This window comes from Chitinophaga sp. NPDC101104 (genome assembly GCF_050277495.1).
GTDB lineage: Bacteria > Bacteroidota > Bacteroidia > Chitinophagales > Chitinophagaceae > Chitinophaga.
The window spans coordinates 1,482,028-1,505,208 of the sequence record NZ_JBNNSF010000001.1; the positions used below are offsets into that span (position 1 = coordinate 1,482,028).

General features: G+C 55.1%; 17 protein-coding genes. 13 read left to right on the top strand and 4 right to left on the bottom strand.

All coding sequences use genetic code 11. The features are described 5' to 3' along the window. Positions 1–68: 68 nt before the first annotated feature. From ACQKLP_RS06100 to dapA, 5 genes are all read left to right on the top strand, one after another. The gene (locus ACQKLP_RS06100) at positions 69–1,367 is read left to right on the top strand and encodes a hypothetical protein (RefSeq protein ID WP_427321043.1); all 1,299 of its coding nucleotides are present in this window, start codon (positions 69–71) and stop codon (positions 1,365–1,367) included. A gap of 47 nt (positions 1,368–1,414) precedes the next feature. Further along, a complete protein-coding gene (gene kynU / locus ACQKLP_RS06105) occupies positions 1,415–2,677 on the top strand; it encodes a kynureninase (protein WP_427321045.1) in 1,263 nt (420 codons plus the stop codon). Next, positions 2,674–3,276, top strand: coding sequence for an SGNH/GDSL hydrolase family protein (locus ACQKLP_RS06110; protein WP_427321047.1), 603 nt, complete (start codon positions 2,674–2,676; stop codon positions 3,274–3,276). The genes kynU and ACQKLP_RS06110 overlap by 4 nt, the downstream gene beginning before the upstream one ends. 212 nt (positions 3,277–3,488) lie before the next feature. Beyond that, positions 3,489–4,442 carry an acetyl-CoA carboxylase carboxyltransferase subunit alpha gene (locus tag ACQKLP_RS06115; protein WP_427321049.1) on the top strand — a complete coding sequence of 318 codons (954 nt, stop codon included), beginning with the start codon at positions 3,489–3,491 and terminating at the stop codon, positions 4,440–4,442. A 113-nt stretch (positions 4,443–4,555) separates the two neighbouring features. Next, positions 4,556–5,437 carry a 4-hydroxy-tetrahydrodipicolinate synthase gene (gene dapA, locus ACQKLP_RS06120; protein ID WP_427321051.1) on the top strand — a complete coding sequence of 294 codons (882 nt, stop codon included), beginning with the start codon at positions 4,556–4,558 and terminating at the stop codon, positions 5,435–5,437. Between the two features lie 167 nt (positions 5,438–5,604). Here the strand turns inward: dapA and ACQKLP_RS06125 are convergent, their stop codons facing one another. The 3 genes from ACQKLP_RS06125 to ACQKLP_RS06135 form a co-directional block, all read right to left on the bottom strand. Continuing rightward, positions 5,605–6,441 (bottom strand): hypothetical protein, encoded by an 837-nt coding sequence (locus ACQKLP_RS06125; protein ID WP_427321053.1) that lies wholly within the window; start codon positions 6,439–6,441, stop codon positions 5,605–5,607. A gap of 106 nt (positions 6,442–6,547) precedes the next feature. After that, positions 6,548–7,456: a ribonuclease Z gene (locus ACQKLP_RS06130; RefSeq protein ID WP_427321055.1), complete on the bottom strand. Its 909-nt coding sequence runs from the start codon at positions 7,454–7,456 to the stop codon at positions 6,548–6,550. A 17-nt stretch (positions 7,457–7,473) separates the two neighbouring features. Further along, a complete protein-coding gene (locus ACQKLP_RS06135; RefSeq protein WP_427321057.1) occupies positions 7,474–7,845 on the bottom strand; it encodes an STAS domain-containing protein in 372 nt (123 codons plus the stop codon). Between the two features lie 259 nt (positions 7,846–8,104). Here ACQKLP_RS06135 and ACQKLP_RS06140 point away from each other — a divergent pair, with 259 nt between their 5' ends. The 7 genes from ACQKLP_RS06140 (at position 8,105) to ACQKLP_RS06170 (ending at position 20,152) form a co-directional block, all read left to right on the top strand. Next, positions 8,105–10,636, top strand: a complete 2,532-nt coding sequence (locus ACQKLP_RS06140) for an ATP-dependent Clp protease ATP-binding subunit (RefSeq protein ID WP_427321059.1) — start codon at positions 8,105–8,107, stop codon at positions 10,634–10,636. 283 nt (positions 10,637–10,919) lie between these two features. Further along, the gene (locus tag ACQKLP_RS06145; protein WP_427321061.1) at positions 10,920–12,785 is read left to right on the top strand and encodes a hypothetical protein; all 1,866 of its coding nucleotides are present in this window, start codon (positions 10,920–10,922) and stop codon (positions 12,783–12,785) included. Positions 12,786–12,854: 69 nt separating this feature from the next. Continuing rightward, positions 12,855–14,462 (top strand): hypothetical protein, encoded by a 1,608-nt coding sequence (locus ACQKLP_RS06150; RefSeq protein WP_427321063.1) that lies wholly within the window; start codon positions 12,855–12,857, stop codon positions 14,460–14,462. A 17-nt stretch (positions 14,463–14,479) separates the two neighbouring features. Then, complete coding sequence (locus ACQKLP_RS06155; RefSeq protein ID WP_427321065.1) at positions 14,480–16,078, top strand: T9SS type A sorting domain-containing protein; 1,599 nt, start codon at positions 14,480–14,482, stop codon at positions 16,076–16,078. Positions 16,079–16,167: 89 nt separating this feature from the next. Beyond that, entirely contained in the window at positions 16,168–16,857 is a 690-nt protein-coding gene (cmk, locus tag ACQKLP_RS06160; RefSeq protein ID WP_427321067.1) for a (d)CMP kinase, read from the top strand. 565 nt (positions 16,858–17,422) lie between these two features. Next, entirely contained in the window at positions 17,423–19,372 is a 1,950-nt protein-coding gene (locus tag ACQKLP_RS06165; RefSeq protein ID WP_427321069.1) for a tetratricopeptide repeat-containing sensor histidine kinase, read from the top strand. 18 nt (positions 19,373–19,390) lie between these two features. Further along, entirely contained in the window at positions 19,391–20,152 is a 762-nt protein-coding gene (locus tag ACQKLP_RS06170; protein WP_126245357.1) for a LytR/AlgR family response regulator transcription factor, read from the top strand. A gap of 255 nt (positions 20,153–20,407) precedes the next feature. Here ACQKLP_RS06170 and ACQKLP_RS06175 read toward each other — a convergent pair whose 3' ends face one another. Then, positions 20,408–21,634 carry a 4-hydroxy-3-methylbut-2-enyl diphosphate reductase gene (locus ACQKLP_RS06175; RefSeq protein WP_427321071.1) on the bottom strand — a complete coding sequence of 409 codons (1,227 nt, stop codon included), beginning with the start codon at positions 21,632–21,634 and terminating at the stop codon, positions 20,408–20,410. Between the two features lie 189 nt (positions 21,635–21,823). Between ACQKLP_RS06175 and ACQKLP_RS06180 the strand changes: the two genes are divergently transcribed. Next, positions 21,824–23,113, top strand: coding sequence for a DUF3472 domain-containing protein (locus ACQKLP_RS06180; protein ID WP_427321073.1), 1,290 nt, complete (start codon positions 21,824–21,826; stop codon positions 23,111–23,113). Positions 23,114–23,181 lie beyond the last annotated feature (68 nt).

The following is a 23,181-nucleotide window of genomic DNA, read 5'->3' on the forward strand; positions in this document are numbered from 1 at the left end:
ATACCCCGCCGGGAAATAAAACCCGAAATTCGCCGGGAGCGTTTATTTTTGACGCTCCCGGACCCGATATGCACCTGTACTCATTCAAATTCCAACATCCCAAAGCCCTGCGGTACGTGTGGCTGGTCGTGCTGGCACCCGTCGCCTGCATGGTCCCGGCCGTTCTGCTGACGGGAGACAATGTCGCGCTGATCATCGCCTCCGTCATCGCCCCCATCGTCATCGGCTTTTATTTATTATTCACGAAAGGAAAGGCGCATGACGAGATTTCGCTGGACAATTCCGGTTTCACGTCCGCGTTTTTCGGACGCGTGCCATTCAATGAAATCAAAGCGGTGAAAGGAAGCTCCCTGTTCATGGACCCTCCGTCGATGCGCATCGAACTGAACAGCGGCCGTAAACTGACCTGGCGCATCACCAGCAAAGGCAGCATCTACAATTCCGTGGAAGACGCGGAAACGTTCCTCCGGTTCACCGCCGACCTTTCGCTGAAAATGGACGCCTGGGCACCGAAGGTACAAGTTCGCCCCTCCACATTGTCGTACGAAAAAGCCCCGGCGTCGGAGCAACTCCGGAAAGTCGTGAAGCGCAACCGTAAACCGGCCCTTGTCATCCCCATCGGCGCGGCATTCGCGCTGCTGGCACTCGTCAGGACCTGCGGGAAAGACTGGTTCAAACGCGACGAGATCAACTTCGCCCAAATCGCGGCGCAACAGGAAAAAAAGTACCAAAGCAATATCGGGGAAGCCAAAGCCGTGATGAGCGAATACCTCAAACGCCAGGGCGCCCATTTCCTCTATACGAACGATACGGCCGCCCGCGCCGAGCTGCTGCCGGATATCAACGTGTCTGACCCCACCGGCATCGCGGCTTTCCGCCATACGGAAGCCAACCGGGAACTGGAAGCCTTCATCGAAAACCCGGATTCCTTCCGCATACAAACGGTCATCATCGCCGGCGACGGATCCGTCAAACCCATGCGGGGAAGCATCCTCAACATGAACGATAGCGCAGATGCCCAGCTTTTCATCCGTTTCTACGACCCCCTGCAACGCATCGCGCCGCCGCGCATCCGCGGCGGCGCGCCGGTGGATTCGTCGGAATTTCCCGTGTTCGACGTCATGACCGGCATTCCCCTGTACGACACCCTGAAAATCGGTGGCGCCATTTCCGAATCCTTTCCCGCCATGCACATGATGCTGGCGCAAGTCCGCCACCGGACTTCGTTCCGCGTATACCTCACCGGCCGTGAAAAGGACGGCATCCCGGAAACCCTCTTCCGCAAGGCTGTCAGGGAGCTCAATAAGCAGCTGGCGGCGGTGAAGGCGGATACGAGCGGGTTTGTAGTGAAGGTGTACAACCGCTAGTCCTTTCCGGCAATCTGCGGAGCAGCCTTTTTCGTTATATTGCCTTCATGAATACCGCATTTGAACCAACCGTTACTTTCGCCGCGGCCTCAGATCAGCAAGACGGGCTCGCCGGCTTCAAATCCCGATTCCACTTCCCGCAACATGCGGGGAAAGACGCAATTTATTTCTGCGGAAACTCCCTCGGCCTGCAAGCCAGGTCTGTCGCCGGCGCCATTGAACAGGAACTGGAAGATTGGCGGGCCCTGGCGGTGGAAGGGTACTTCCGCGCCAGAAATCCCTGGCTTTACTATCATGCCAATTTCAACGAAACGCTATCCGGCATGATGGGCTGCTCGCCCGACGAAGTGACCGTCATGAACACGCTCACCGTTAACCTGCACCTCATCCTCCAGAGCTTTTACCGCCCCACGAAAGAGCGGTACCGCATCGTGATGGAAGCCGGAGCTTTTCCGTCCGACCAATACGCCCTCGAAACGCTGGTCCGCCTCCACGGCCTGGACCCGGACGATGCCCTTGTCGAAATTTCGCCGCGGGAAGGAGAGAAGCTCCTCCGCACGGAAGATATCCTCGACGTGATCGCCCGACAGGGCGGCAGCCTGGCGCTCGTGCTCATGGGCGGCATCAATTATTACACCGGCCAGTTTTACGATATGCCCGCCATTACCGCCGCTGCGCAACGGCAGGGCGCCTTTGCGGGGTGGGACCTTGCCCACGTGGCCGGCAATATTCCCGTCCGGCTCCACGACTGGAACGTTGATTTTGCGGTATGGTGCTCCTATAAATACCTGAACGGCGGCCCCGGCGCGGCCGGCGGGCTTTTCGTGCATGAAAGGCACGGCAGCGATCCCGCATTTCCGCGCCTCGGCGGCTGGTGGGGGAACGATGAAAAAACGAGGTTTAAGATGGAAAAGGGCTTCGTCCCGAAGCCCGGTGCAGCAGGCTGGCAGATCAGTACCGCGCAGGTTTTCAACATGGTGGCGCTGAAAGCTTCGCTGGAACTGTTCAGGGAAGCGGGGATCGACGCGTTGCGGGCCAAGAGCCTCCGGCTCACGGCTTACCTGGAATTCCTGCTGGGCCACGCTTCGCTGCCCTGCGAGATCATCACCCCGGCCGATCCGCTGCAGAGGGGCGCGCAGTTGTCGCTGTATTTCCCGAAAGACGGGAAGGCGATCCACGCGCGGATGATGGAAAACGGGATCATTTGCGATTACCGCGAGCCCGGCGTGATCCGCCTGGCGCCCGCGCCGCTGTATTGCTCCTATGCAGATGTGCTCCGGTTCCACGACGTTTTAAAATCATTCGCATGAGTACTACCTTCAAAAACTGGCTCGCCCTCGGCGATTCGTACACCATCGGCGAAGGCGTTCCGCTGTTCGAGAGCTTCCCGTACCAGGCGCTTCAGCTCCTGCGCGCGGCCGGCATGCAGGTACAGGCGCCGGAGATCGTCGCGAAAACGGGGTGGACCACCGGCGAGTTGATCCATCACCTGCAACACAACACCCGGCTGCTGCCGAAGTACGATTTCGTGTCGCTGCTGATCGGGGTGAACAACCAGTACCGCGGGCTGCCGGAAACGGAATATGCCCAGGAATTCGAATGGCTGGCAAACCGGGCGCTGGAGCTTGCAGGCGGCGGGAAAACAGTGGTGGTGAGTATCCCGGATTGGGGCGTGACGCCTTTTGCCGCCGGGCGCGATACGGATACGATTTGCAACCAGATCGACGAGTTCAACGGCATCAGCCGCGAAATCAGCGGAAAATTGGGCATACCATATATTAATATCACGGAAAGTTACCGGCTTACCGGCGGCCGGCCGGAAAGCGTGGCCGAAGACAAACTGCACCCTTCCGGGGCCGTGTACGCGGGGTGGGCGGAAAAAGTGGCCGCCGCCTTCGGGAACGGATAACCCGCAGCAACACAACACTTTTTATATGATGAATCCCTGCCCTCCGCGGCAGGGATTTTGATTCAATGAGAATTATCCTACATTTGCACCCCTGACCCGCCGGCAACATCCGGGAAGGTCACTTTTTGCGGATCCCTGTACGAAACAGCCATTGGGCGCAATACAGGGTTTACTATCTTTATGAAGTACTTTAACCTTTATTAAAACTGTTTATGCAATTTCTGGATTTTGAAAAGCCGATTGCGGATCTGTACGAACAACTGGAAAAACTGAGGGAAAACGGGGAGAAGTCTGGCGTGGACGTTTCCGCTACCGTGAAAGAGTACGAGCAGAAAATCATCGACACCAAGCAACAGATCTATAACAATCTCACCAGCTGGCAGAAAGTGCAGCTGAGCCGCCATCCCGAAAGGCCGTACACACTGGAGTACATCGAAAGAATGACGGAAAACTTCGTGGAGCTGCATGGCGACCGCAATGTGAAAGACGACAAGGCCATGGTTGGCGGGTTCGCGGAAATCGGCGGTGAAACCGCGATGTTCATCGGCCAGCAGAAAGGTGTGAATACCAAGATGCGGCAGATCCGCAACTTCGGTATGGCCAACCCTGAAGGTTACCGCAAAGCCCTCCGGCTGATGAAGCTGGCGGAGCGTTTCAACAAGCCCATCATCACCCTCATCGATACCCCGGGCGCATATCCCGGCCTGGAAGCGGAAGAGCGCGGCCAGGGCGAAGCGATCGCCCGTAACCTGTTCGAAATGGTGAAGCTCCGCGTGCCCGTGATCTGCGTGATCATCGGCGAAGGCGCATCCGGCGGCGCGCTGGGCATCGGCATCGGCGACCGTATCTTCATGCTCGAAAACAGCTGGTACACCGTGATCTCCCCCGAAAACTGCTCCACCATCCTCTGGAGAAGCTGGAATTTCAAGGAAAAAGCGGCGGAAGAGCTGAAGCTCACTTCCGGGTACATGAGCCAGTTCGGACTGGTAGACGGTGTGATCCCCGAACCTGTCGGCGGCGCACATTCCAACCACGAAGAAATGGCCGAGATCCTGAAGAAACGCCTCATCGAAACCCTGGCCGAACTGAAAAAGATCGACCCGGATACGCGTATCGAGCAACGGATCGATAAATTTTCCAATATGGGCTTCTTCGAAGAACGTTGATCAAAATTGACGATCGTTCGGCAAAAAAGAGCGCAGCTGTATTGCGGGTATCAATCCAATTGACAATCTTTGCATTTTGTAAGGCAGCACTGCGGCCATTGACCATTTGAAATATGTTACAGGAACAATTAAGGGGCACCGGCGTGGCATTGGTGACACCGTTCACCGCCAGCGAAGCGATTGACTGGAATGCCCTCGAAAGGCTTATCGATCATGTGATCACCGGGGGCGTAGACTACGTCGTGACCCTCGGCACTACCGGGGAAACACCCACACTTTCCTCCGAAGAAAAACTCGACCTGATCCGCTTTACCTTCGAAAAGGTGAATAAACGCGTGCCCGTGGTGGTTGGCGTTGGCGACTACAACACCGCCGATGTCGTGAAGCGGCTGGCATCCTGCCCGCTCGACGAAGCCGCCGCTATCCTCAGTGTAGCGCCTTATTACAGCAAACCCACGCAGGAAGGCATCTTCCAGCACTATAAGGCCATCGCCGCCGCATCTCCCAAGCCCATCATTCTCTACAACGTTCCGGGCCGCACCGGCCGTAACATGACGGCGGAAACCACCCTGCGCATCGCGCACGAAGTGGAAAACGTCATCGCCATGAAAGAGGCGTCGGGCGATATGCTGCAATGCATGCAGATCATCCGCGACAAACCGAAAGGGTTCCTGGTGATCAGCGGAGACGATGGCGTTGCCATGCCGCAGCTGGCCTGCGGGATGGACGGCGTCATCTCCGTAGCCGCGAACTACTTCGCGAAAGACTTCCCGGCGATGGTGAGAGCCGCGCTGGCAGGCGATTTCGAAACGGCCCGCAACCTGCATTACCGTATGCTCGAAGGTTTCGACCTCATGTTCGCGGAAAACAATCCCGCCGGCATCAAGGCGTTCCTGCACCAGGCCGGCATCATGGAAAACGTGTTCCGCCTGCCGGTTATTCCCGCCACGGAAGCGCTCCAGCAACAGATTAAAAAGTATCTCTCCGCATACTAACCCGGTTGCACCGGAAAGCGGAAGGGCTGACGGCCGGTTTTTATACCAGGCGTCAGCCCTTTTGTTATGCGTAAGTGCGATATCCCATGCTATACCTGCGGCCGGATGGCGCAAAAAGGGCGCCCTTGCCAGGCGCCCCGGGGTATAGGGTTAAACAGGATAATCAACTAAAAAGCAAACCCAACGGTAAGTCCGAGCCCGCGAACGCCCAGGAAAGGCATCTTGATGTCTGCCCGCACCCCGTCGTCGCGCACGTCGGCTTTGATGTTTTTTTCGCTTCCGCCAAGGTCTATCAGATCTTCCAGGTCGGCCTTCAGTTCTGCACGGTCTGCTTCGTCGAGATCGCTGAGGTCGGTGAGCCCTTCCACCTTACCTGTCATTTTGCCGTAATGGGCGCCGATGATGTAGAGGTCAACCACCACGCGCCTGGCGATCATGAACTGTCCGCCCATGATCACGCCGCCGCCGAAGCCTTTGGTATGGCCGTTGAGTGGCACGAGGGTGGTGGAGCCGTCCGGTTTCTCGTAATCGAAGGGATAATCGTACTTGAATTTGCTATAACGGCCGTAAATGCCGCCGTAAAAGCCCCTGGCGCCGGGGCGCTTCCCGGTGTAAATGCGGAATTCCGCCGTGAGGGCGCCGCCGCTCATCTGCAACTTGTCGAGCTGGCTTTGCAGATCGTCTTCCCCGTCTTCCTTGATCTGGTCCATCACGTTTTCACCGAGCATGCTCTTGGTTAGGGCGCTTTTCGGCATGTAACGGTACCCCAGCGACGCGGAGATCTTGCGTGTCAGCATGCGCTCGTAGGTAAGGCTGTAGTTGTTGAGGGTAAGACTGGAGAGATTGGTTTTCACGATGTTGGAGTACATCGGGAGGTTGCGTAACCGCTCTTTCCGTGTTGGGGCTGATTCAATGGTACTGTCGACAGGCGTTTCGGTCTGCTGCGCCATAGCCGCAGTGCCGATGCAAACGGCTGCGACGAGGGTAAGTGCTGCGTGTTTCATGTTATAGGAAAAATATTTAATGCATAAAGATAAATGCATGCTTTTTCCCCTGCAATACACCATTTTAGGTATTGCTTTTATGAATAAATTATATTTTAATTAAGGTTTATATGATGTAGGTCGCCCCCTCGAGCGCCAGTTCCGTATTGGGAAAAACGGGGATGCACTCGTCGAGGAAGGGTTGCAGGTCGGTGTATTTGGAAGAGAAATGCCCGATCAGGAGCCGCCGGGCGCCCGCCATTCCTGCCAGGGTAGCGGCCTGGACGGTGGTGCTATGGTAACGGTCGGCCGCGCGCTGGCGGAGATCGTCGAGATAAGTGGTTTCGTGGTACATGAGGTCGGCGTCCTGCAGCCAGGGCACCAGTTCTTCGTCGTAAATGCTGTCTGCGCAATAAACGTACCGCCGGGCGCGGTTCGGGGGCAGCGTCACCCAGTCGTTTTTTACGACGGTCCCGTCTTTCCGGACGTAATCTTCCCCGTCGGCCAGGTGGGAGAAGAAGGCGGAGGGGATTTCGTAAGCGCGGGTTTGTTCGGGTATGATGCGGCGCTTGCGGCGCTGTACGCTGAAAGCGAAGCCATAACAGGGGATGCGGTGGCGGGTGGGGAAGCAGGACACTTCCATGTCTTTGTCCTGGAAAAGCACGCCTGCCGACTCTGGCGTCAGCGGCTGGAATTGCAGCTCGAAACGCAGGGTGGTGGCGGCATGGCGGAGTTGCAGCTCGAGGATGTCCCATAGTCCCGGCGGACCGAAAACCGTCAGTGGTTCGATGCGGCCGAGGAGGCTCATGCTGTTGATGAGGCCGATCAGGCCGAAATAATGATCGCCATGGAGGTGGCTGATGAAGATGTAACGGATCTTTCCGCGGCGCACCTTGTATTTGGCGAGCTGCGTTTGTGTGCCCTCGCCGCAGTCGATCAGCATGAGCTGATCGTTATACGTGAGCACCTGTGCGGTGGGGTGCCGCTCCGGGGTGGGTATCGCCGAGTTATTGCCGAGGATGGTGACCGCAAACATGAGCCAGTAGTTAAATTTTATTCGTCGCCGAGCAGTTCGCGTTCCAGGTCTTCCATCATCACCATATCGATGGCTTCGGATTCGGTGGGCACGATATTGAGCATTTCGGGGTGTAATTCCGAGAGCTCGGCTGTTAAAACCTTGTTAAGTCCGGTAACGGCGGCGGATAGGCCATGGTCGTACCGGTGCTGGTACACTGTAAAAATGGCTTCCAGCGCCCGTGCATCGGCAGATTGCAGGGAATGCAGGTCCAGCACGAGGTTGAGGCCGGTCAGTTCGGGGATGCCGAGCACTTCCTTTTCGAGCTCTGCAGCCATTTTGGCATCCAACGCGGCTTCTTCCAGCCTAAAAATCAGTATTTTCTCTTTGGTATCAATTTTGAATTGCATACGGCGGATGTTATCAATCACAAACATTATAAAAAAAAGGATTCGGCAAAAAGGAAACCCGTCGAAGAACGTACCTGGAGAAGTAAATAACACCCAATCGTCAACATCCCTCTTCTCGTAGATATATTCAGCAAACAAGGCCCTTCAGCGCAAAAGTAAATCTTAACCAATAATGTGCAAGGATAAAAAGTAAATCCAATTTAATTTGGTAATATTGTATAAGCATGCCCCCGTAAGGGTTTAACAAAATCAACAAACAATGGATCAGAATTTTTCACCGCAAGTAAAGGAGATCATTACGTTCAGTAGGGAGGAGGCTTTGCGACTGGGTAATGATTTCATCGGTACGGAACACCTGCTGCTGGGTATTATTCGTGAAGGTGAGGGAACGGCTGTAAAAATCCTACAGGCGCTGAACGTTGATCTGTATGAGTTACGCAAGGAAGTGGAATTGGCGATAAAAGACAAGACAGGCAAAAACATTGCGAACATCAACAGTCTTCCCCTGACCCGCCAGGCAGAGAAAGTGATCCGGGTAACCGTGCTGGAAGCAAAGGCGCTGAAGAGTCCCACCGTGGAAACAGAGCACCTCATGCTATCCATCCTCAAGAATAAAGAAAACGTTTGTACGCAAATCCTTCAACAATTTGACGTGGACTACGATACTTTTAAAAACGAACTGGGCTTCGTAAAATCTGCCGATCCGAAAGCAGAATTCGATGACCCCGGAGAAGAGGAGTTCGAAGACGAACGCAAAAGTTATGCTTCCAAACAGAAGCAGACCAACACCAAGTCGAAAACTCCCGTTCTCGATAACTTCGGCCGTGATATCACTAAACTGGCCGAAAGCGGCAGCCTCGATCCGATCGTGGGCCGCGAAGCGGAAATCGAACGCGTTTCGCAGATCCTTTCCCGCCGTAAAAAGAACAACCCCATCCTGATCGGTGAGCCCGGTGTAGGTAAAACCGCCATCGTGGAAGGCCTTGCCCTCCGCATCGTGCAGCGCAAGGTTTCCCGCGTGCTGTTCGACAAGCGCGTGGTTAGCCTCGACCTCGCCGCCCTCGTGGCCGGTACAAAATACCGCGGCCAGTTCGAGGAAAGGATGAAGGCGATCATGAACGAGCTGGAAAAGAACCGCGATGTGATCCTGTTCATCGATGAAATTCACACCATCGTTGGCGCAGGCGGCGCTTCCGGTTCGCTGGACGCTTCCAACATCTTCAAGCCCGCCCTCGCAAGAGGCGAGCTCCAGTGCATCGGCGCCTCCACTTTGGACGAATACCGCATGTACATCGAGAAAGATGGCGCACTCGACCGCCGGTTCCAGAAGGTAATGGTAGATCCCCCCTCTGTGGAGGAAACCATCCAGATCCTCAACAACATCAAACCGCGCTACGAGGAATACCATAACGTGTCTTACACCGACGACGCCATCGACGCCTGCGTGAAACTCAGCGACCGTTATATGACCGACCGCCTGCTGCCCGACAAGGCCATCGACGTGCTCGATGAAGTAGGCGCCCGCGTCCACCTCAAAAACATCAACGTTCCGCAGAATATCCTCGACCTCGAAAAACAGATCGAAGACATCAAGCAGGAAAAGAATAAAGTCGTGAAGAGCCAGCGCTTCGAAGAAGCCGCCGCCCTCCGCGATACCGAAAAGAAACTCGGCGAAGACCTCGAAAAGGCCAAAGCCGTGTGGGAAGAAGAAGTAAAACACAAACGCTACCCGATCGATGAAGAAGCGATCGCCGAAGTGGTGAGCATGATGACCGGCATCCCCGTAAAACGGATGGTGCAGGCAGAAAACGAAAAGCTCCGCCGCATGGGCGAAGACCTCAAATCCGCCGTGGTGGGTCAGGCCGAAGCCATTTCCAAAGTCACGAAAGCCATCCAGCGTAACCGCGTTGGCCTGAAAGACCCGAAGAAACCCATCGGTACCTTCATCTTCCTGGGCCCCACCGGTGTCGGTAAAACCGAGCTGGCGAAAGCCCTCGCCCGGTATATGTTCGACTCGGAAGACGCGCTCATCCGTATCGATATGTCCGAATACATGGAGAAATTCTCCGTAAGCCGCCTCATCGGCGCGCCTCCGGGATATGTCGGGTATGAAGAAGGCGGCCAGCTCACCGAAAAAGTACGCCGCAAACCGTACTCGGTGATCCTGCTCGACGAAATCGAGAAAGCCCATCCGGATATCTATAATATCCTGCTGCAGGTGCTCGACGATGGTATCCTGACCGACGGCCTGGGCCGGAAGGTGGACTTCAAGAACACGCTCATCATCATGACCTCCAACATCGGGGTGCGCCAGTTGAAAGACTTCGGTGCAGGCGTGGGCTTCTCTACCGGCGCCCGTGTGGTGAACGAAGAAGAGAACACCAAAGCGGTGATCGAAAAAGCCCTGAAACGGACGTTCTCTCCCGAGTTCCTCAACCGTATCGATGATGTGATCATCTTCAACTCGCTCAGCAAGGAAGACATCTACACCATTATCGATATCACGATGAAAGGGGTGCTCGTTCGCCTGCAGAACCTGGGCTTCAGCCTGGAACTGACAGACGATGCGAAAGGGTTCCTGGCCGAGAAAGGGTACGATCAGCAGTTCGGCGCCCGTCCGCTCCACAGGGCCATCCAGAAATACCTGGAAGATCCCCTGGCGGAAGAGATCCTCAACATGAATATCCACAACGGGGATATCCTCATCGCAGATCTCGACAAGGAAAACCAGAAACTGGTGTTCTCCCTGAAGAACCCCTCCAAAAGCAAATCGGAGAAATCCGAAGCGTAAACCGTAAAAAAGTCAATCGATCATACAGCTGCCGGCGATAAGCCGGCAGCTTTTTTTATGCCCTTAATTATAGTGATTATCAAATCAATATATGATTTCCCAATCATATTACATATTGATTAAATAAAAAACATGATTGAAATGATATATTAATCAAAATTTATATGTAACATTGCGGAAGATTAGCATGCGCCCGTAAAATGGGTCGGGGCAGAACAGTAATTATGAAAGGACTTGGTTTTCAATTCATCTCTATAAACGCATATTTTTTAACCTTTTACCTATGAAGAAGTCGTTACGCATAGCGGGTGTATTCCTCGCGTTATTTTTCTCTTACGACGGCGTGAAGGCACAGGTCAAGATCGGGGGAGACCCGGCGGTAGTAGACGCTAACGCCATACTTGAACTGGAGAGCGCCAGGAAGGGCCTCTTGCTGCCCCGCCTCAACAAAACCGGATATGAGCTCCTCGTTAGCCGCAACCCGACGCCGGGTATGGTGGTATATGTAAACGATGGCACGGCCGATTCGAGAGGTGTCGGTTTCTACGTGAAAACCGCAGACGGCAACACCAAAGCCGCATGGACCAAAATGGCCGGCGACGCGGGCGGTGCCGGGCCCTGGAAATTGACCGGAAACGATGTGAGCGCCGGCGATTGGCTCGGTACCACCAACGCTTTCCCGCTGATCTTCAAAGCCAATAACAATGAAGTAATGCGGTTCGATCCCACCACGGGCAACATCACCGTTCCCTACGCGAACGTTCCCGACGCTGCGGCCGGCTCCAACCAGGTAGTGATCATCGGAACAGACGGCCTCATCCAGAAAAAAGACCTCTCGCTCACCTCCGTAACCGGCGTAAACGGCCTGCAGGGCAACCTGACGATGAGCATTTCTCCGGCAACCACCAATAACATCGCAGAACTGGTGATCACCGGCGCTTCCAAAACGCTGGACGTGAAACTGCCGATCATGATCGGTGGCACCACACAGCAATACGGTTTCATGACGATCGATGACTGGAAGAAACTCCAGGCCATCACATCTGTAGACGGTATTTCCGTGGGCAACATCGTATCCGACGGTACCGCTACCGAACAGGGCGCGCGCATCGTTCGCCTGACCGGGGCCGACGAAGGCAAACTGGTGCTGCATATGATCGAAGCATCTGCAACGGCGGCCGGTGTCGTGAGCACGGGCGCACAGGTTTTCGCTGGTGCAAAAACCTTTAACAACGCAGCTACGTTCAAGAACACCGTAACTACTGAAGGCGCGGCCACTTTCAAAAGCACCGCTGCTTTCGAAAAACCGGCCACTTTCGCCGAAACCGTAGCCATCACCGGTAACACCACCGTAGGCGGCACTTTCACCGTAACCGGCGATGCTACCATGAACGGCAACACGATCATCGATAAAGCACTTACTTTCAACAATCCGACGCCCTTCAGCACGGCAACACCTGCAACGTACCATATGGCCGTTCTGAACGACCAGAATAATTTCAACCTGGAAACGGTCGAGATCCCCGCCCACCGCCTCAACGGTATCTCCAAGATCAACGTCGGCGCGGCATCCGTAGAAGCTGATCCCACAGACGGCCACATCAACCTCATCGCAGACAAAACCGGTACCGGCTTCGCCATCGAAACGGCTCCGAACACTATCACCATCAAACTTCCGGACGCAAGCGCCACCGCGAATGGTACTGTAACAACGGAAACACAATCCTTCAAAGGTCAGAAAACCATCCTCGATACCCTGAACATCGGCGGCAACGCGGTGGTAGGTTCCAAGGTGAACATCAACGGCTCTATGTCCGTTCCCTTCCGGATCCTCACCCCCGGCGACCATACGCTTGGTATCGACGACTACATGGTTGTGGCGAAATGTGCCTCCAGCGGTACCGGTGCGGTAGGTGAAGTAGAGCCTATTTCTACCATCACCCTTCCTGCAGCTGCCAACGCGAAAAACCGCGTATACATGATCCGCCGCGAACAGCGTATCGCCGACGAGATCGCACAGCTGCACATCGTTGCCAGCGGCGGACAGATCAGCGGCCGCGCATCCGTCATCATCAGCGAGCCCGGGTTCACCGTAACCGTAGTATCCGACGGTACTACCTGGTACATGGTATCCCGCTCTGTAATGTAATAGATTTTCGATTGAAAGGAACGGCGGTGAATGCGCCGCCGTTCCTTTATAATCCAACAATCCCCCGCTATGAAATTTTCCTTCTCTCTTTGCAGCATCACCGCATCCATCTTCCTTTCCGCCCTTTTCTCGGGGCAGGATGCAAAGGCTCAGCTTAAACTCGGCGGCAATACGGGCATCGTCCGTGGAGACGCCCTCCTTGAAATGGAAAGCTCCCGCAAAGGCCTGCTGCTGCCCCGCGTCAATGCAACGGCGCTCACCAAAGCCCCGCTGGATACAGCCGCTGCGGGCATGATGATCTACAACACCACCGACAACAAAGTATACATCCGCTCCAGTGGCACCTGGAAACCCGTAAGCGACGCCGCTTCCACGGGTTGGAACCTGACCGGCAATTCCACCATTAACCCCGCATTAAACTTTTTGGGCACCACAGACGCCCGGCCGCTCATTTTCAAAACCAATGCCATCGAATACGCGCGGATCACGGAAACGGGAAAGATGGGCGTAGGCACATTGTACCCGAATTCCGCTTTGCATGTCAACGGTTCGACCGCCACCAACGTGGCCGTGGCCACGGGGAACTTCGCCATGGCGGATTCCAACAGCGTCGTGATCATGAACAACACGACGGATGCCAATTTTGCGTTACAAAATCCTGCTAACTATAAAGGCCGCGCTATAGAGGTGGTGGCGTATGGCACCGCGAACGTAAACTTCACGGGATTTAATATTCGTACACAAAATGCCGCCAACCCTACCGTTGCTTTGACGCCTGGTTATAGCTTGCGCCTTGTCAGCGATGGTACGAACTGGGTGGTTTCCGGAAAACAGCGAAGCGGTCTGCCTTTATATATGGCTACTACGACCGGCGCGGGTGAAGGGGAAGTTGTCCGCGACTACAATGGATATGTCAGCAAAGGAAGCGGTGTGTTCCAGACAGACGTGCAGGCGGTACCGCTAAATCCAATTCCCAACGAAGGCGCCTGGTTCAGCATGATGCTGCAAACCGTTGGCGGCGGGTATTTCGGGCAATTCAACCTGAACGATCATAATGCCTATTTCCGGGGGAATGAAGTTGCGAACCTGGGCACTTCGGTATGGCAGAAATTCATCAGCCACCCGGCTACCGTCCAGTTTAACGCCCAAAGCACCGGGACGGACAGTTTGAATTTCAATATGACCAATAACCGGAACGTCGTTTTTAGTACGAATAACACGCCGAGGCTACGCCTGCATGGTGATGGCAACATTCGTATGCACGGGCCTGTGACTATAGACGGTACTCTCCGTTCGCAATCTACGGCCACTTTCGAAAAAGATGCGGTGGTGGAAGATTCGTTGCGGGTGGAAGGAAGGACGCGGATGCAGGGGATGGTGATTGCAAACATCAAATCGATCACCGGTAACTATACCATTCAGGATAATGATCATTCATTATGGATATACGTGGATAATACTTTAACGGTAACCCTTACTACCGGAGCCTCTCAAATTGGAAGGATCATTTACATCCGTGCCAGAAGATCAGGCGGGACAAATAGAACGATTACCATCAATACCGTAGCCGGTGGGAATATTGAAGGGGGAACAACATCCATTCTCGCCGACTTAAACGGCCAAAATATTATGTTGCAACAGATGACGGCAACGCAATGGGTCGTGATGGCCAAATAGAAAATCGATACCAAACCATGAAACGTTTTTCGACGATCATCGCTTTTTCCTTCCTGCCTTTCCTCGCGAAAGCGCAACAGGCGGCCGTGTACATCGCGCCGGGAGAGCGTTTGCAGGTAAACCCGGGAGAAAATTTCAGCGTTTACGGCAACATGGTGAATAACGGCGCTCTCGGTTCCGGCAACAATGCATCCATCTATTTCTTCGGGAAATCGTGGAGCAACGGCGCCGGCGCTTCCCTGCCCGACGAAAGCGTCAACGGCACCACAGGCAAGGGCGGCATGTTCCGGTTTTACGGGAACAATCCCCTGTACGGCAATCAGGGCTCGCAGCAGGTTTTCGGGGGATATAATGCCGTAAGCCGCCTCGGTGCCACTTTTCCCAATATCGACATCAATAATCCGCTGGGGCTGATCATGTCCGACCTGACAGACCTCAAGATCCGCAATACCCTCAATTTCACCGCCGGCCACCTCTTCCTCAACGGCTGGAACCTCGTGATCGGGAACGGCAACCCCGGACAGATAACAGGCTACAGCGAACAGGCCTTCATCGTGACCGGCACCGCCATCGCAGGAGGGTTCCTCTTCCGCGAACAGGTAGAAGGCGCAGACGGAAAGGTCGTTTTCCCCATCGGCTCATCCCCGGCGGGCTACGCACCCTTCCAGATCGAATACAGCGGCCCGGCCGACGATTTCCGCGCCCGCGTGTTCGACAGCGTGTACCAATACGCCATTTCAGGCCTCGTCAATAAACTGGACTTTACCAACAAAACCTGGAACATCGCCCGCGGGCGGACGGACGAGTCGGACACGCGCCTCACCATCCAGCACATGGATGCCGACGAAGGCCGCGATTACAGCGCCTGGCGCGCCTCTTCCTATGTATCCCGCTATCTCAACAACGCCTGGGACAATGTGGAGCCGGAATCCTTTCCCACAGCGGGCAACATCACCACTACCGGCACGCTGCGAAATGCCACGATGCACGTGCGCCGCTTCAACAAAGGCATCCGCAACAACGAATACTTCACGAAAGCCTCGATACTGTACGGTCCGTACGCACCGGCCGTTTTCATCGTGTTTAACGCGTACCGCATCAACGAATCGCTCGTGCAGCTGGAGTGGTCGGTGGCCCGCGAGCTGAACAACGAAAAATTCATCATCGAACGGCGGCTGGATAAAGACACGGGTTTCGTGAAAGTAGGGGAGGTCTTTTCCATGGCCCCCAACGGCAACTCCACCACCCGGCTCGATTATAAATATGTGGACCCCAACGGCCATGATGGCTGGAGTTATTACCGCATCCGCGCCGTATCGCGCAATGGCGGCCGCGAAAGCGTGACGGAAATTCGCGAAGTGCCGCCGTTCCTCCGCCTCGACGTGTTCCCCAACCCCAACTTCGGGAACTTCCAGGTGAGGGTGCGCGGCCTGCAATCCAAGCTCCTCATGCAGATCGTAAGCAGCGTGGGGCAGGTGATGGAACAGTACCAGATCGAAGGGGAACGGACGATTTACGTGAACAACCTGGCGAAAGGGGCCTATGTGCTGGTATTTTACGACCGGCAGACAGGCCGGCTGGTGCGGACCTTCAAGATCGTGGTGCTGGAGCGGTAGACAACAAAATCCTTGTTAAATTCCCGGAATTGCAGCAAATTTGCAGTGTCTGATTACCCAACGCTGCACACGCTTAAAAATACCGGGCTTTGAAAAAGATCATCATTACGATTGACGGATATTCCTCCTGCGGGAAAAGCACGCTGGCCAAACAACTGGCGGCGAAGCTGAATTATCTGTATATCGACAGCGGTGCCATGTACCGCGCGATCACCCTGTATTTCATTCAGCATCGTGTGGACTGGGCTGACACTTACCAGGTGAAAACCGCACTGGAAAGTATCCAGCTCGAATTCGTCTACAACCAGCTGACCGGCCAGAGCGATATGTACCTCAACGAAGAGAACGTCGAGCCCATGATCCGGGAGATGGTGGTGGCGGAAAAAGTGAGCGAAGTGGCGGCGGTACGCGAAGTGCGGGAATTTGCCGTTGCCCAGCAGCAGCAAATGGGCGCCGCGAAAGGGATCGTGATGGATGGAAGGGATATCGGCACCGTCGTGTTCCCCCATGCAGAACTGAAAATCTTCATGACGGCAGACCCTGCCGTGCGCGTGCAACGCCGGTTCAAGGAGCTCTACGCCAAGAACCCCAATATCTCGCTCCACGAAGTCAAGGAAAACCTCGAGCTCCGCGATTATATCGACTCCAACCGCGCCGTTAGCCCCCTCCGCAAAGCAGACGACGCCATCATCCTCGATAACAGCAACCTCACGATGGATGAACAGCTCGATCTCGTGTCGCAATGGGTGGAAGACGCGATCATGGCACATTCCTCCTGATTTTTTTTGTATATCAAAAAAACGTTATTACCTTTAGGTAACGATACTATACCTCCTTAACCTCATCCTCCGAAATTCCTGCATAATTAATGGTCTTGGCGTCATTTTCCCAATAGGGATCATGAACATTGTATGCCGCCCGAAATTTGGACCTGTGACTTTATTCCTGGAAAAAAACCTGCTACTTTGTTGCCAGTCAACCTGTTGACTCATGTTCCCGGACGCCGCGCTGCGCCGCCGGCAACGTGCCATCGCAGCAATCAGCGGTTTTTGTGATTGTCCAAAGGCTTTTGAGCCATATCCGGACTGCATCCAGTTAAAAGACCATGCTATTAACCGTATAATAATGAACGCTGAAATATATTTCGCGCCGCCATGCCCATCTGGCAGGCTGGCTTGTAAAATCAATGTGGACCGGTGGCGATACCCGCCCCGATTCATATTTTCAGTAGGTGTATTCGGTTAATAGGAAAGGGGCGAATTCTTTCGCCCCTTCACTTTTTCTGGAAGGTTCGGGATATCGCAATTAAATTTTAACTTGTGAAGGCTGTTTGCACCTTTAAGCATGTTTCTCAATAGGTTCATCGTCCTGCTCTCACTGCAGCTATATTTCATGGTAAGTGCCTCGGCACAGGATTCCGTGCGGGTTTTCCGCACCCTGGACTCCATCCGCGCCCTGCACGACGATACTGCCAAAGTGAACGCCTACCTGGCCAAATCCAGGTCCATGTACCGGTATTTCGACCAGTCGGGGCGGGATAACCCCTTCCTCCAGGAAGCCCTGGCCCTTTCCGGCCGCCTCCGCTACCCGAAAGGCCAGGCCGAAGCCTATAACGACATCGGCACCTCCCGCCGCAACAAATCCCAGTACATCCTCGCCACCGAATACCACGAGAAAGCCCTCAAAGCCGCGATCGAAAGCAAGAACGAACGCCTTATCGCCACCTCGCACAACAACGTGGGCGTCGACTACCGCCGCCGCGAAATGCTCGAAAAAGCCTTCGAACACCACTTCCAGGCCCTGAAAATCGCCGAAAGGATCAACGAGACCCGGTCGCTGACCGTCGCCATCAACTCCATCGGCAACATTTACCTCTCAGACGCCAAATACGAGGCCGCCATCCGCGAATTCACCCGCGCGCTCGACCTCGAACAGAAATCCGACAATCCGCTCGGCGTAGCCATCAACCTCGGCAATTTGGGCTATGCGTACGAAGGGCTCAACCAGCTCGATAAAGCCATCGATTTCTACGAACGCTCCCTGGCCGTGAACCAGCAGCTGAACAATCATACCGGCATGGCCATCTGCTACACCTGCCTCGGCACGGCCTGGCAGAAAAAAGGCAACAACGCCGCCGCCATGACCTACCTGCAAAAGGCACTCACGGCCAATGAAAAGGTGGAAGACAAGGTACACCTGGCCGAAAATTACCTCTCCATCGGCCGCCTCCTCAACGACGAAGGCAAGCTCCCCGAAGCCCGTAAATACATCCAGCAGGCGCTGGACATGGGGCATACCTGGACGTTCAATTACATCCTCCAGGAAGGGTACAAGGCCATGGCCGACAATTACAAACGCGCCGGCGAATTCGCCAAATCCCTCGATAATACGCAGCTTTCGCTCCAGTATAAGGACAGTATCCTCGAAGAACGCACCAGTACTGAGTTTGCGCAGATGAAAGCCCTGCATGAGGTGCATCAGAAAGACAACCGGATCAAGGAACTGCAGAAAGACCAGGAGATCAACCAGCTCCGCATCCGCCGGAACCTGGCGCTCGTGATCGCCCTGGCGGGGTTCCTGTTCATGCTCATCGTCGGCGGGTTCTTCTACATCCGCCACCGCAACCTGCAGGCCAACCGCCAAACGCTCCAGCTCGAGCTGCGGTCACTGCGGTCGCAGATGAACCCGCATTTCATCTTCAATTCCCTCAACTCCATCCATCGCTACATCTGGAGCAATAACCAGGAAGAAGCGTCGGAATACCTTACGAAGTTTTCCAAGCTCATGCGCATGATCCTCGACAACAGCCAGCACACCTTCATCCCGCTCAATAAGGAGCTGGATTCCCTGCGGCTGTACCTCGACCTGGAAGCGCTGCGTTGCAACCATATGTTCGATTATCATATTTTCGTGGACGATGAGATCAATGAAGAAGAGGTCCTCATTCCACCGATGATCATCCAACCGTATGTGGAAAACGCCATCTGGCACGGGTTGGTGCATAGATCGGAAAAAGGACGGCTGGATATAGAAGTAGGATTGAAGGGAAGGATTCTGGAAGTGACGGTGACGGATAACGGGATCGGGCGGAAGCTGGCGATGGAAATCCGGGAGAAGAAAGACAGGCTCCATAATTCCATGGGCATGAAAGTAACGGAAGGGCGTATTGCCCTCATCCGGAAAATCAATAACACCAAAGACGCGAACGTGGAAATCACCGACCTTCACGGGCCGGAAGGGGAGGCAGCAGGCACGAAGGTACGCATCGTTCTGCCCGCGGAGTTTCTATTTTAACTGCATAAACATTCCTACATGAGCGAAATCAGGACCATAATTGTAGACGACGAACAGCACTGCATCGAGGCATTGCATACGATGTTGACCAAGAAATGTCCGGACGTTACGGTGCTCGCCGGCGTGAAAAGCGTACAGGAAGCCCGCAACGTGATCGACGAGCTGCGTCCCGACCTGGTGTTCCTCGATGTGGAAATGCCCCATCAAAACGGGTTCGAGCTGCTCAAACAATTCGACCGTATCCCCTTCGACGTGATCTTTACCACCGCTTACGAACAATACGCCCTCAAAGCGATCAAGTTCAACGCGCTCGACTATCTCCTCAAACCTTTCAGCATCCAGGAGCTGCAGGAGGCGCTGCGCAAGTTCCACGAGCGCCGGCAAAACCGGCCGGAGCCGGGCATGGCGCCGCTGGAAATGTTTTTGCAGAACATGAAAACCCTCCAGCAAACGAACAAAAAAATAGCGCTCCCGACCATCAACGGCCTGGTGTTTATGCCCGTCCAGCAAATCGTCCGCTGCGAATCCACCGGCAACTACACCAAGATTTTCTTCACCGACCGCAAGCAACTCCTCGTTTCCAAACCGCTCAAGGAATTCGAGGAACTGCTCACCGACGTGGATTTCTTCCGCGTCCACAATTCCCATCTTATCAACCTCCAGCAAATGGACAGCTACATCCAGGGTGAGGGCGGATTTGCGCTCATGAGCGATGGTACGCAGGTGGAAGTGTCCCGCAGACGCAAAGCGGAGTTCCTGCGCAAGGCCATGCACTTTTAAGCCGTTTTAGCATCCAATTTTCACTTTTCAGCCGCCAGTTATGCGGTTATGGGTACCGGATATTAATTCCCGGTTGCGGGCGTTTGTGCGCGATAGTACTTTTGTACCAGCATTAATCACCATGTTTGTTGCCAGGCCCCAAAATTAATTTTCTCTGCATTACTAGCGTTTGATTACCCCCAAAGAAAAAAAGCACCGTTCGGCGGTGCTTTTTTCATGTATCTCAATGCTTTGTTGGTCAGTAAGGTTGTCTAATTAGGACCAGGCCGCGGCGGTCTCGTCGACCAGGTGCTCCAACCCATAAAACCCCGCCAGCTTGCGGATCACTCCTTCCACGATGGCATCGGGGCAGGAAGCGCCGCTCGTGAGCAGGAGCGTGACCTTCTCTTTCGAAGGCAGGTAACCGGTGCTGCGGAGCTCCTCGTGGCGGTGGAAATCGTAATGCAGCAGTTCGTTTTGCGAGATGAGTTTTTCTTCGGAAGAAATGAAGAACGTAGGCAGTTGCGCTTCGCACAGCTCCACGAGGTGCGAGGTGTTCGAGCTGTTATACCCGCCTACCACGATGGCAAGGTCTGCCGGCTCGTTGAGCATCCCGGTAACGGCGGTCTGGTTATCGTTGGTAGCGTAGCAAAGCGTGTCGCGCGTGTCGGCGAAACGCTCGGCGATGCGCTCGTCGGGCAACTGGTAATGTTCCTGAATGGCCTGGCGAACGTAATCGGCGATGGCCTGCGTTTCGGAAGCGAGCATGGTAGTCTGGTTCACCACGCCTACGCGCTGGAGGTGCCGGGTAACGTCGAACCCTTCGCTGTATTGGCCCTTGAACTCTTCGTAAAAGTTTTCCGCCGGAATTTCTTCCCGGATGTAAGCGGCGAGGCGATGCGTCTGCGCCATGTCTTTCACCACCACCGTCGGCGTATGCGAGCGGCTGTGGGAGAACGTGGCCCGGGTTTCCTCATGCTTCGGCTTGCCGTGCACGATCACCGTGTAGGATTTCTGGCCGATCTGCTCGGCCTTGTTCCACACGCGTTCCACGAACGGACAGGTCGTATTGTATTTGAGGGGCGCGATGCCGAGGGATTCCAGCCGCGATTCGATCTCCAGCGTGGTGCCGAAAGCGGGGATGATCACGATATCGTCCGACCGTAAAGATTCCCAGGGAATGAGCTGCTTGCCGGAAGTGTCCATGAGAAATTGCACCCCGCGCGATAGCAGGTCGCTGTTGACCTGGGGGTTGTGGATCATTTCGCTCAGCAGGAATATCCGCTTCCCTTCATTTTCGTCCACCGTCCGGAAGGCGATCTCGATGGCATTTTCCACGCCGTAGCAAAACCCGAAATGCCGGGCCAGCAAAATCGTAAGCGGCCCAAATTCCAGCCGGGTAGGCGTAAAGTCTTTCTTCATGCGGTCGTCCTGTTTCCGTTGCTGTTTGATGGCAGAAATCAGCGGACTGCGGTATATGATCGGTACGTTGAATGTTTTCATGGCTTGACGATAGGCAAAGATAGGCATTTCGCCGCTGGATTTCCGGATCATGACCTGACGGTCGACAGACAAATCCCGCCGGGCCGCCGCCATTTTTTCTCCCGTCGCCGTCTTTTATCGGCCAATGCTATGATCCGGAGGACCTGGGGCGTATATTGTAACCACTTTTTATTGTTACTGAACATTTGTATGATGATAAACTTTCGCAGCCTCCTGGCATTACCGCTGGCAGGCCTCCTGCATCTGCACGCAGCTGCCGGCCCCGCGCCGGTGGCCGATACTTCGGAAGTGACGCTTTCCGGCAGCGGCTATCTGTATCCCGCCGGTAACCGCGAAGCCGGCCGCATCGGGCGCAGCGGGCTCACGGGTTGGAAAAGCGCCGGCACATATGTCAAGACCTTTTTCGTGGCGGATAAAACGGGAGAATTGAACATCGCGCTGAAGATGGAAACCGCCCATCCCGTGAAACTCAACATCAGCTTCGGCGGAAAAACGAAAATGGTGGACTGCGCGCCAACATCCGGCATCGCCATCGTCCCCGCCGCCACTTTCCGGGTCACGAAAACCGGTTACCAGGAAGTGACCATCGCCGCGGCCGGCAAATCCAGCACCCGCCTGCCCGCTATTCGTTCCCTCGTCCTTTCCGGCGAAGCCGCCTCCGCCATTCGCGCCAATAACAGCCAGTACCGCGGCGCTCCGGCCACGCACCTCGCGTACCCGGTGCCGAAAGACACGCTCGTGGAATGGTTCTATAACGAAATCTCCGTGCCCGAAAACGCCCAGCCCCTCCATGCCTATTATATGGTCAACGGCTGGAACGGCGGCTACTTCGGCATCCAGATCAATTCGCCCACCGAGCGCCGCGTGCTGTTCTCGGTCTGGAGCGCGTTCCATACAGACGATCCCAAACAGATCCCGGAAGATTACCGCGTGAAACTCCTGACAAAAGGCGCCGATGTGGTCATCAATGATTTCGGGAACGAAGGGTCCGGCGGACAAAGCTTCTGGCGCTTCCCCTGGAAAGCCGAAACCAGGTATAAGCTCCTGCTGCACGCCAAACCCTCGGGCGATAATACCACCTATTCCGCCTGGTTCTTCGACCCGGCCGCGGATAAATGGAAGTTCATGGCCACCTGGGACAAGCCCAAATCCGGCGGCAAATACCTCAGCGGTTTATATTCCTTCGTGGAAAACTTCGGTGCCAACGGTAACGATCTTTTCAGGGCCCGGTACGGCAACCAATGGGTGCGCACGGCCGCCGGCAACTGGCTGGAGCTGACGCAATCGCGCTTTTCCACCACCGCCGATCCCGAAAAGCACCCGCGCTTCGACATCGGCGCCGGCCTCGAGAACGGCTGGTTCTACATGTTCTCCGGCGGTTTCCGCGAACTGGGCACCACCCGCAAGGGCGACGTGCTCACGCGCCCGGCTACGGGCCGCGCGCCGCAGATCGACCTGGAGCGGTTGCCCACAGAATAAGTTTTGGATTTTACGTTTACTGATAAATGATCTGAACAAAGGTCCCGGTTCTCCGGGGCCTTTTTTAT

What these genes read in the sequence shown, in the direction of transcription:
- ACQKLP_RS06135 (WP_427321057.1), bottom strand. Translation starts at nt 7,845, where the DNA reads ATGCAATTCAAAATTGATACCAAAGAGAAAATACTGATTTTTAGGCTG.
- ACQKLP_RS06165 (WP_427321069.1), top strand. Translation starts at nt 17,423, where the DNA reads ATGTTTCTCAATAGGTTCATCGTCCTGCTCTCACTGCAGCTATATTTC.
- ACQKLP_RS06140 (WP_427321059.1), top strand. Translation starts at nt 8,105, where the DNA reads ATGGATCAGAATTTTTCACCGCAAGTAAAGGAGATCATTACGTTCAGT.
- dapA (WP_427321051.1), top strand. Translation starts at nt 4,556, where the DNA reads ATGTTACAGGAACAATTAAGGGGCACCGGCGTGGCATTGGTGACACCG.
- ACQKLP_RS06155 (WP_427321065.1), top strand. Translation starts at nt 14,480, where the DNA reads ATGAAACGTTTTTCGACGATCATCGCTTTTTCCTTCCTGCCTTTCCTC.
- ACQKLP_RS06175 (WP_427321071.1), bottom strand. Translation starts at nt 21,634, where the DNA reads ATGAAAACATTCAACGTACCGATCATATACCGCAGTCCGCTGATTTCT.
- ACQKLP_RS06110 (WP_427321047.1), top strand. Translation starts at nt 2,674, where the DNA reads ATGAGTACTACCTTCAAAAACTGGCTCGCCCTCGGCGATTCGTACACC.
- ACQKLP_RS06180 (WP_427321073.1), top strand. Translation starts at nt 21,824, where the DNA reads ATGATGATAAACTTTCGCAGCCTCCTGGCATTACCGCTGGCAGGCCTC.
- ACQKLP_RS06115 (WP_427321049.1), top strand. Translation starts at nt 3,489, where the DNA reads ATGCAATTTCTGGATTTTGAAAAGCCGATTGCGGATCTGTACGAACAA.
- ACQKLP_RS06145 (WP_427321061.1), top strand. Translation starts at nt 10,920, where the DNA reads ATGAAGAAGTCGTTACGCATAGCGGGTGTATTCCTCGCGTTATTTTTC.
- ACQKLP_RS06170 (WP_126245357.1), top strand. Translation starts at nt 19,391, where the DNA reads ATGAGCGAAATCAGGACCATAATTGTAGACGACGAACAGCACTGCATC.
- ACQKLP_RS06130 (WP_427321055.1), bottom strand. Translation starts at nt 7,456, where the DNA reads ATGTTTGCGGTCACCATCCTCGGCAATAACTCGGCGATACCCACCCCG.
- kynU (WP_427321045.1), top strand. Translation starts at nt 1,415, where the DNA reads ATGAATACCGCATTTGAACCAACCGTTACTTTCGCCGCGGCCTCAGAT.
- ACQKLP_RS06100 (WP_427321043.1), top strand. Translation starts at nt 69, where the DNA reads ATGCACCTGTACTCATTCAAATTCCAACATCCCAAAGCCCTGCGGTAC.
- ACQKLP_RS06150 (WP_427321063.1), top strand. Translation starts at nt 12,855, where the DNA reads ATGAAATTTTCCTTCTCTCTTTGCAGCATCACCGCATCCATCTTCCTT.
- ACQKLP_RS06125 (WP_427321053.1), bottom strand. Translation starts at nt 6,441, where the DNA reads ATGAAACACGCAGCACTTACCCTCGTCGCAGCCGTTTGCATCGGCACT.